5 protein-coding genes and 1 pseudogene are annotated in these 7,745 nt (G+C 49.1%); 5 read left to right on the forward strand and 1 reads right to left on the reverse strand.

Going from position 1 to position 7,745, the window contains the following annotated elements; translation table 11 throughout:
* The first annotated feature begins 22 nt into the window (after nt 1–22).
* From G519_RS44620 to G519_RS0126415, 5 genes are all read left to right on the forward strand, one after another.
* On the forward strand, nt 23–1,561 hold the full coding sequence (locus tag G519_RS44620) for a glycoside hydrolase family 3 protein (RefSeq protein WP_051253705.1): 1,539 nt from the start codon (nt 23–25) through the stop codon (nt 1,559–1,561).
* Entirely contained in the window at nt 1,558–3,132 is a 1,575-nt protein-coding gene (locus G519_RS0126400; RefSeq protein ID WP_029197255.1) for an FAD-dependent oxidoreductase, read from the forward strand. The genes G519_RS44620 and G519_RS0126400 overlap by 4 nt, the downstream gene beginning before the upstream one ends.
* Before the next feature lie 69 nt (nt 3,133–3,201).
* On the forward strand, nt 3,202–5,067 hold the full coding sequence (locus tag G519_RS0126405) for a hypothetical protein (protein ID WP_029197256.1): 1,866 nt from the start codon (nt 3,202–3,204) through the stop codon (nt 5,065–5,067).
* A 20-nt stretch (nt 5,068–5,087) separates the two neighbouring features.
* Complete coding sequence (locus G519_RS0126410; RefSeq protein WP_036633782.1) at nt 5,088–5,768, forward strand: N-acetylmannosamine-6-phosphate 2-epimerase; 681 nt, start codon at nt 5,088–5,090, stop codon at nt 5,766–5,768.
* A gap of 3 nt (nt 5,769–5,771) precedes the next feature.
* The gene (locus G519_RS0126415) at nt 5,772–6,710 is read left to right on the forward strand and encodes an ROK family protein (protein ID WP_029197258.1); all 939 of its coding nucleotides are present in this window, start codon (nt 5,772–5,774) and stop codon (nt 6,708–6,710) included.
* A 495-nt stretch (nt 6,711–7,205) separates the two neighbouring features.
* On the opposite strand, the pseudogene G519_RS44625 reads toward G519_RS0126415, so the two are convergent.
* Nucleotides 7,206–7,745: pseudogene (locus G519_RS44625) on the reverse strand (transposase); the annotation flags it as partial.

Genomic DNA, 7,745 nt, shown 5'->3' on the forward strand with positions numbered 1-7,745 from the left:
GGGAATGTGGAGGGAAACAAAGATGTTAGGAATACTGGCAGCAATGAGCTTGGAGGAGAAGGTAGGACAGTTGTTCACACTGACCAACCGAGGGACTGAGCTTTCTGAGCGGACAAGGCGATTGGTTGTGGAACGCAAGGTTGGGGGAATTTTTCTGGATATGGACAGCTTGGTTGATCCTGAACAGGTTCGAACCCTGACAGATGAGCTTCAACAAGCGGCTATAGGGGCAGGGAGGGGAATTCCCCTCTTCATCTCCGCGGATTATGTAGCAGGAGCAGGCTGCAAGCTTCAAGGCGGAGCCGTTCATTTTCCCAAAAATAAAGCGCTTGGGGTGTCGGGAGATGTAAATCTGGCTTATGAATCAGGGCGAATAACGGCCGAGGAATCATTAGCTATGGGAGTCAACTTCAACTATAGTCCGGTAGTGGACATCAATATCAATCCGGATAACCCGGTCATCGGGACCCACTCCTTCGGGGAAGATCCGGAGCTTGTTGCTGAACTGGCTTGTTCTGTTATAAGTGGGTACCAAGACCACGGTTTGATTGCGACGGCCAAGCATTTCCCAGGGCATGGAGACACGAACGTAGACTCGCACTTGGCGTTGCCGGTGCTTTCTTTCCAGTCGGAAAGACTGGAAAACTTCGAGCTTGCTCCCTTCCGGAAGGCCATTAGCGCTGGAGTAGAAGCCGTCATGGTCGGCCATATCGCTGTTCCTGCTTGGGATTCCTCCCTCCGTCCTGCATCTCTGTCGAAGGAGATTACAACGGGGTGGTTGCGAAATAAGCTAGGTTTCCCGGGACTAATCGTAACGGACGGCCTTTCGATGAAAGGGGTAACGGCCCGCTATTCCTTGCCAGATGCCTGTATCCTTGCTCTTGAAGCGGGAGCTGATATTCTGCTCGCGACAGGGAAGACCCCTGAAGAGGAGGACGCTATGGTGGAAGCCGTGATTAAAGCTGTTAAAACAGGGCGCATCTCGATAGAGAGAATCGAGGAATCCGTTACCCGCATTTTGGAAGCCAAACAGAAATATGGCCTGAATAGAGAGAAGATGGAGTCAAAGCTGCTAACAGATCGTGGGCGTTATGAGGCGAATCCCCACCATGAAGAAGTCAGTCTTAAGTTGGCCAAGAAGGCGGTTACACCTATTCACGGAATGAAACCTATCTTCACTGTCGATAGAGACCATACGAAGGAGTGGTGTTTATTGTGGGATCGGCAGACTGAACTTTTTCGTAACCAACTGTGTATGGATGCGGGCTTTGCTAAGGAAAAGAGATTGGAGAGCTACAAGGAAGTCGTGGAAGCGATGAATTCCTGTGGCTCGGCACCATTACTTATCTCCCTCACTTACAATAAATTAATGAATCCTGAGGTGTTATCCGAGGTCAATCGAATGGCTAGAGAGAGGAAGAACGTGATTCTCGTTCACTTCGGTTCTAACTATGACCTGCGGCACCTTCCAGATGTACCTGCGCTCTTGATGTACGATCGAGCGCCTTCTTTACAGCAAGCTGCAGTTGACTACTTAATGGGTAAGGAGCTAGGGATATGAGGAATGAACTTAAGGCAGACATTGTCATTATTGGTGGGGGAACGGGTGGCTGCGCAGCGGCACTTGCGGCAGCACGTGCCGGCAGGAAGGTCATTATGACGGAGGAGACGGACTGGATAGGCGGTCAACTGACGAATCAGGCAGTGCCTCCGGATGAGCATCCGTGGGTGGAACAATTTGGCAGTACGGCAACTTATAGGGAGTTTAGGAACCGAATCCGTGATTATTATAAGCGCAATTTCCCTTTGGCAGCGGGTTCGTCCTCAGCAGTGCTCTTCAATCCAGGGAATGCTATAGTCAGCACCATCGCTCATGAACCTAGAGCAGCATTGGCAGTTCTTAGGGATATGTTGGCCCCTTATGTGCATAGTGGGCGGCTGGAAATTCTCATGGGTTATGTCCCGATTCATGTGGAAACGGAAGGAGACAGAATTATAGCGATCCATGTGAAGGAGCTGATCAAAGGTGGAGAGATTGTGCTTCAAGCTCCTTATTTCTTGGACGCGACAGAAACTGGAGAGCTCCTGCCCTTAAGTGGAACAGAATATATAACAGGGGCTGAATCCGTTGACCAGACGGGAGAGCCACATGCTTTATTAGGGGCACCTGATCCTATGGATATGCAAGCTTTCACTTATTGCTATGCAGTTGACCATATAGAAGGTCAGGACTTTACCATTGCCAAGCCAGAGCAGTACGACTTTTGGCGAGGCTATCAAGCTGATTTCTGGCCGGATCGCCAGTTAAGCTGGATGGGGCTCGTGCCTCATACCTTGGAGCCTGTCCCATACAGCTTCTTTCCCGATGGAAAGTCGTTCTCATTATGGAAGTATAGAAGAATCATCGACAAACGAAACTTCGCCAAAGGCACTTTCGATAGTGATGTGACGTTGGTCAATTGGCCGCAGAATGACTATTGGCTAGGTTCGATCATTGATGTTTCTGAAGAGGAACGGGCGAAGCATCTTCACGGCGCCAAGCAGCTCAGCCTTTCTTTACTCTATTGGATGCAGACGGAGGCTCCGCGCCCGGACGGCGGGCAGGGATATCCTGGGCTTAGACTTCGTAAAGATGTGGTGGGAACTGAGGATGGTTTGGCCAAAGCCCCATATATCAGAGAATCCAGACGGGTTCGAGCTGTGACGACTGTTCTAGAGCAACATCTTAGCCCAGCTTTCAGAGGAACAGGGGGAGCGGAGATCTACAAGGATTCTGTCGGAGTTGGCTGTTACCGAATCGATCTTCATCCGAGTACGGGTCTGCGCTCTTATATCGATGTTTCCAGCTATCCTTTCCAAATTCCGTTGGGAGCTCTGCTGCCGATTCGTATGCGAAACCTGCTGGCGGCCGGCAAAAATATAGGGACGACTCATATAACGAATGGCTGCTACAGACTGCATCCCGTAGAATGGAATATCGGAGAGGCCGCAGGGTGGTTGGCGGCGTATGCTTTAGACCGGGGTCTAGAACCTCATCAAGTTCGCAGCCAAGAGAATGAACTGGCCGCTTTCCAAGAGATGCTGAAGAAAGCGGGAGTAGAGTTGGCTTGGCCTTCCATCCATGCTGTGTGATCTAGTCAGGTTCAAATTACCGTCTTGGAGGGCATATAGTAATTTATTTCAAATGGATGGAGGCTTAACATGAAAATAGCAATTTGTTCCAAACATCCTCTCGATCATATCCCGTGTCAAGGTTCTGAATGGTTCCCGTGGACGGAACTAGAAACCATAAACTTCAAGGAATACGGTGCCCTAATGCTTATCGGATCATCCCGCATAGACGAGCCTGCGATTATTCCCGCATCCATGGTGTCCCGTTTATGGTGGTTTGTGGAGGCAGGAGGTTTGCTCTACGCGGAGCTTTTAGAAGCTTTTGATTTTTCTAGTTCCAGACTGTTTGGTTGGAAGCAAGATTTCCCCAAGACTCGCAGAACTCTTGAAAAATTAAGGGTAGTACGAGCAAACGAGGAGTCCGGGCTCGAACAAGGTGCGCTAATGGAGTGGAGTGGAGCCTATGCTTTGGGCTTCCCTATGCCAGACGAACCGAACAAATCCTGGCTGGAATTTAGCACGTTTCACGGGACTCACTTTGCGGAAGAACTAACGTCATCTCCTGTACATCCCGGTTTATCAATAAGACGTTTGGGTGCAGGCCTGGTGGTGCACTGCTCCTTTTCCCTCTATTCTAGCGAAATGAAAGAAGCGTTTAGGCCTTATTCCCGTTGGAAAAGGGCCATAGAGACATTAGCGGCAGAAACTAAGCTTCCTTTGATCGTTTGGCCAGAAGTTATAAAGACTTCGAATGGAACTTCTCCGGAAGAAGCTGTGGAAGCTTGTATCCGTTGGTTTGAAGCTTCCGGCATTCTCCCAGCCATGGACGGAAGCGCTGGTGTATTCGAGAACATTCATTCCGTCACCGGCGCCCTTTCTTCGGATCACAGGCCTGACTGTACGGCGCATACGGCTCTGCTCTTCTATTTGTATGGTACATGGAGGAAGGATCCCCGCTATCAGGATAAGTCTCATCAGCTATTGACGTTTTTGTTTGAAAACGGGTTTCAGGATATGGAGAAGGATTCACCTTCCTATGGTTTGTTTAAGTGGTACGATTATCCAGGCCGTTACCCGGATCAAATGTTCACAGACGACAACGCCTGGGTTTGCTTGGTCCTTCTCTATTTATATAGAAAAACCGGACGGTCTGAGTATCTGGAGCGGGGGCTGCCTCTTGCTGAAGCGCTTCTTTCCACTCAGAACGGGAATGGAGTCAGGCCTATCGTATTATTCCGCAGCCAACTCGAGAAGCTGGGTCTAGCAGGAGCCGGGGAACTGCCTCCCAGCTTAAATCCTCATTTTGAGAGCATCGCACATGCTGCTTTCATCCAAGCTTACTTGGTGACCGGAAAACAGGAATACGTAGATACAGCGTTAAAAGGAAGCTTGTACCTGGCCTCTCGAATCGATGATCTCTCTTTCATGTACAGCCGAACCTCGGGATACAGCCGGTTTGTGCTGCCTCTAGGGTTTCTAGGACAATTCGATGAGAGCGGGGAGACTCTTTCCACACTGGAGCGGATCGTTGAATATCTACTTTCTCATCAGAGCAGCCTCGGAGGGATCGAAGAAGCAGACAACCCGGATCCGGACAGATTCGGGAAGGAAGATGCCGGCGTATTCATTCATAATGGAGAAGGTATTGCCGACCAGCTGTACACGAATAATTTTCTCTTGATGAACATTTGGGAGGCATGGAAGGCGACTGGGCATACCCGATATAAGACTCTATATGACGATTTGTCTGCTTATATATGCCGCATCCAAATCAACAGTGCGGACGCCCGTTATCATGGAGGGTGGATGCGCGCATATGATTTTAAAACCGAGGAATACTTCGGCAACAATGGAGATACGGGTTGGGGACCCTATTGTATGGAAAGCGGCTGGACCCAGGCTATCACCTCGTGTGGATTACTACTAGGACTTTTGAATGAATCACTCTTTGATTGATGACTAAGGGAGAGAAGAGAATGAATATGACCAGTATGATTACAAAAGGCGGACTTGTGGTTTCCTGCCAAGCCTTACAGCACGAACCGCTTTATGGTTCTCAGCATATGGCGGTTATGGCGAAGGCTGCTCTTGAAGGAGGAGCTCAGGGAATCCGAGCCAACAGTCCTGAAGATATACGAGCAATCCGTCAGGCTGTAGACCTGCCTATCATCGGACTTTGGAAGAAAGATTACGAAGGCTTCGACATCTACATTACACCGACTGTTGCCGATGCTGTCGCCGTCTATCAGGCAGGTGCAAATATTGTAGCCTTGGACGCGACCTCCCGTCCCAGACCAGATGGACTTGAACTGTCCCAAGTGATCCAAGAGCTGAAGCAGTTGGGAATCCCTGTTATGGCGGATATTTCTACCTATGAAGAAGGAGTGAATGCAGCCAAATGGGGAGCGGATTACGTGTCAACGACTCTTTCAGGCTATACCCCTTACAGTAAGACCGCTCTTCCGAATTTAGATTTAGTGAAACGATTGACGCAGACGCTGGATGTCCCTACAGTGGCTGAGGGGGGGATATCGACACCGCAAGAAGCCAAATCAGCGCTGGATAATGGTGCCTATTTCGTAGTTGTAGGGTCAGCCATTACACGTCCTCAGTGGATTACTGCGCAATATTTTTCCGCGATGCAGGAAGGCAGTTGACGTATGACGGAGCATTCATCTCATTTTATAGGTGTTGATTTGGGGGGGACCTCTCTAAAGGGAGGTCTGTTGTCCTTAGACGGAACAGTGAAATCCGAACTCGTCAAACGCACGCCGGTGGAGGAAGGCAGGGAAGGCATTCTTCGAGAACTGTTTACACTAATCGAAGAGCTGTTGGAAATCTCTGTCGACGACCATGTGAGGGCTATTGGGATCGGTTCTGCAGGTAGAATTGATCCAGTGACAGGAACCGTTCTATATGCGACAGACAATCTGCCAGGATGGACGGGAACCCCCTTGAGCGAATTGGTAGAAGGACGCTTTGGACTCCCTGCTTTTGTCGATAATGATGTGAATGCTGCAGCAATAGGAGAGACTTGGATGGGTTTGAGAGACACTGTCTTTACAAGCTCCATTATGTTTATTTCCCTTGGGACCGGTGTCGGCGGTGCTATCGTTCATAAGGGGGGAATTATTCATGGAGCAAACGGAGGAGCGGGCGAGGTCGGCCATATCCTACTGGTTCCTGGAGGACATCCTTGCAATTGCGGTCAGAATGGCTGTCTAGAGCAGTATGGTTCCGGAACAGCTCTCAACCGGATAGCAAGGAATATCGAACCCGAATGGAATAGCCACATTCTTCTAAAGCAGTGTACGGAAGGAGAACCACGGGCAGTCCGAGCAGTTGAAGGCTTTGCTGCTGATCTAGCTGCCGGTATCATTAGTATTCGCAATATGCTGGATCCCCACAAGTTTATTATTGGGGGTGGGCTGGTCGATTCCCATGATGTTTGGTGGGGCTATCTGAGGTCAAAACTGGATGCCCTATCGGGGCAGCAGACGATGCTGGAGGTGGCCCAGTTGGGTAATCGGGCCGGATTAATCGGAGCTGCCAAACTTGCGATGGATGGAATAGCAAGGATAAGCGGGAGTTGGAAGTAAATAATGGAATGAAGGCGAATCTTATCATTTTCTACAGTATTATGATTTTCCACACGGTGCAAACCCGCGATGTATAAGTCTTTTTTGAAAATAGGGGTGAATGCCTATGAAAAATAAAAGGCATCTGAAAACGCTTTGTTTACGATGAATGAAAGCGCTTTTATGTTAATTTTACACAGCACGGTTTTACATTGGTTTATGAATTGGCAAGTAAGCTGTTTGCTGTTAGGCTCAAGAAAATAGACTCTCGGAATTCAGAGGGGGGAATGGGCGGAACCGCGGTGAAATAACTGGAAATTTGGATTGAAAAATAACCATGAGGGTATTTTCATCCTGTTTCCAAAAATGTGAACGACAAAGAGACCTTTTAAGAGGTCGTCAAAAAAATTAAGCGGTTTGAGGCAAAATATCATCCCTCATGGCCTCAAGGGTTTGGCGATTCTCCGAGTACCAAGCATCAATGTGCTGGCACATCGTAATGCCGTAAATGCGCATTTACCACATCATTGTAGAGCGATGGCGACCGGCCTCTAGCTTGTAGTCAATCTTCTCGCGTTTGTTGGAACGTTCAACGGTGGTTCGGCGTTTGTAAACAAGCTTCCACTCTTCAGAGCCTCTGACGACACCAGAAAATAAGCGAGAATTGTCCTTGCTACACGTATGGTAGATTCGTCCATACTTGGCAACGGAGCATGGAGTGGGGCACGTGTTGGTGGTTCGGTCTTTCATCATAAGACATATCCATTTCTGGCGGTCTCGCGTGTTGTCGTATCCATAAGTCTTCATTTCTTTACCTGCCGGACAGATGGGAATCCCAGTTGGAGAAATTTTCATGTCGCTGTCCGTGTCGAGGTACTTGGTTGCCCGTTTGTTTAAATCGATGAATGGTTTTACGCCCTGGTGCTTGAGCAAGTCGTAAATAGCTCCAGCGTCATGGGCAGCATCAAGCAACATCTTATCGACCATGCCCAAGGTGAAACGTTGCGCAAATTCTACCGAACTGACGACAAAGCTAACGGCGTCATGGCGTGATGC

Origin of the sequence: Paenibacillus alginolyticus DSM 5050 = NBRC 15375 (genome assembly GCF_000422905.1) — a bacterium.
GTDB classification, from domain to species: domain Bacteria; phylum Bacillota; class Bacilli; order Paenibacillales; family NBRC-103111; genus Paenibacillus_E; species Paenibacillus_E alginolyticus.

Bases quoted from the DNA above. Each gene is read 5' to 3' on its own strand.
- G519_RS44620 (WP_051253705.1), top strand. From the start codon at position 23: ATGTTAGGAATACTGGCAGCAATGAGCTTGGAGGAGAAGGTAGGACAG.
- G519_RS0126400 (WP_029197255.1), top strand. From the start codon at position 1,558: ATGAGGAATGAACTTAAGGCAGACATTGTCATTATTGGTGGGGGAACG.
- G519_RS0126405 (WP_029197256.1), top strand. From the start codon at position 3,202: ATGAAAATAGCAATTTGTTCCAAACATCCTCTCGATCATATCCCGTGT.
- G519_RS0126410 (WP_036633782.1), top strand. From the start codon at position 5,088: ATGAATATGACCAGTATGATTACAAAAGGCGGACTTGTGGTTTCCTGC.
- G519_RS0126415 (WP_029197258.1), top strand. From the start codon at position 5,772: ATGACGGAGCATTCATCTCATTTTATAGGTGTTGATTTGGGGGGGACC.